Origin of the sequence: Streptomyces sp. WM6378 (genome assembly GCF_001279695.1) — a bacterium.
Lineage (GTDB): Bacteria > Actinomycetota > Actinomycetes > Streptomycetales > Streptomycetaceae > Streptomyces.
This window is the reverse complement of the sequence record NZ_LGDD01000104.1, coordinates 1-1,747: the sequence shown is the minus strand read 5'-3', so window position 1 is coordinate 1,747 and position 1,747 is coordinate 1. Positions and strand designations below refer to the sequence as shown.

General features: G+C 66.4%; 1 pseudogene. It reads right to left on the bottom strand.

Features of this window, described 5'->3' with window-relative positions:
- Positions 1–1,683: pseudogene (locus ADK54_RS11390) on the bottom strand (ISAzo13 family transposase); the annotation flags it as partial.
- Between the last annotated feature and the right edge of the window lie 64 nt (positions 1,684–1,747).

Below are 1,747 nucleotides of genomic sequence, written 5' to 3'. Positions count from 1 at the left end.
GGGCTTGTACGTGAATAGCTGTCAGCGACGGGTTTGGGTGGGAGTCACTCGGGCGTGTAGCTGTTCCCATGTGCGGGCGGCCGATCCGGGTATAGGTGTGATGAGGACCCGGTGCAGGTCCAGGAGCCGCTTTGCGTCCTGGTACTGGATGGACAGGTTGGTGCGGTTGACGCCCAGCAACTGGGCCAGGAACGTGATGGTTACGGCCCTTCGGCGGCGCAAGATGGCTGCCAGGAGCCGGTGGAGGTGGTCGATGCTGCTGGTCTGCGGGTGGAGATAGCCGCGCGGACGGTGAAAGCGTCGTTGGAAGGCGGCCTCGGCCAGGGCGTCCCAGTACGGTTCCGAGACCGCCACCAAGTGGTCGAAGTCAGAGCGGTCCATACCCGTCAGGGCTGGGTCGGTGAGCAGTTCGGTGAGAGCGGGTTCGGTCCGGAGACGACTTCGTGGTGCCTCGGGAGGCATGGGTGGGGCGGGTGCGAGTGTGTAGTTCCAGTCGCCGTGGAACGTGCTCGGTGTGATCGGCAGGGCGCGGAACTCTGCGGGCGTGACGGTCACGCCAAGTGGATAGCTGCCGGTGTCGAGTCCCGCGCCGATCGAGAGCCCGGTCGTGGTGGTCGTTGCGGAGATGGTCTCCAGGACGACCTCGTAGCTGGTCAGCGGCCGTCCTCGCCAGTTCGCGGTGATGTGGCAGAACATCCGGTGTTCTATTTTGTTCCACTTTGATGTGCCAGGTGGTAGGTGGCTGACTGTGATCTCCAGCCCGCTCTCGCGTGCGAAGGCGTGCAGGTGCTTTTTCCACGTCCAGCGACGAGGGTCGTTGGAGCCGCCGGAATCAGCGGTGATCAGCAACCGTGTGGCATCGGGGTGGTCGGCTCGTCCGCGGTGCCGCCACCAGCGGCGGATGGACTCCACTGCGAACTCGGCGGTGTCGTGGTCGGTGCCGACGTTGACCCAGCCGGTGTTGGTGGCCAGGTCGTAGATTCCGTAGGGGATGACGACCGGCATCCCATCGGTGACGAAGGTGTGGCAGTCCACCTTGATCGGGTTCTTGCCGGGGCGCCAGGTGTGTCCGGGCCGGTCGCGGTTACCGAGCCACTCCTTGGCCTTGGTGTCGATGCTGATCACCGGCTGGTGACTGTCGAGGAAGACAGCAGCAGTGTCGTTGATACGGGTGAACTGTGCGTCGCGGTCCGGGTGACGGGCGCCCTCCGTGGTCTTGGCGGTGCCCTGCAGGCTGTAGCCCATGGCGTGCAGCAGGTGCCCGACGGTCGTGGCGCTGACGGGGTGGCCCTGTGCGGTCAGGGCCGAGGCGAGCGTGCGCAGCGACAGCGTCGTCCAGCGCAGCGGGGAGACCGGGTCGCCACGGGTACGCGGCTCGATCAGAGCCTCCAGCGCCGGCCGCAGTCCGGTATCCGTCGTCGTCAACGGCTTGCGTCCGGCCCCTGGAGCCCGGTTGCGGCACATCGGCGCCGTCTGCGCGTCCAACTCGGCGATGCCACGCGCGATGGTGGCGGTGCTGGTACCCGAGATGGCAGCCACCGCGGTGATCCCACCGTGGCCGAGCGCAGCGGCCTCACTGGCCAGGTAAAGCCGTCGGCGCCGCTCGTCGAGGTGAGGCAGGATCCGATCAAACTTGGCCTTCAACGGAGCGGCGGGGATGCGATGTTGCGAAGGCAGAGCCATGCTCCAGCCTCCCACCACACCTCGTCCGACAGGTCAACTCTGACGGTTATTCACGTACAAGCCC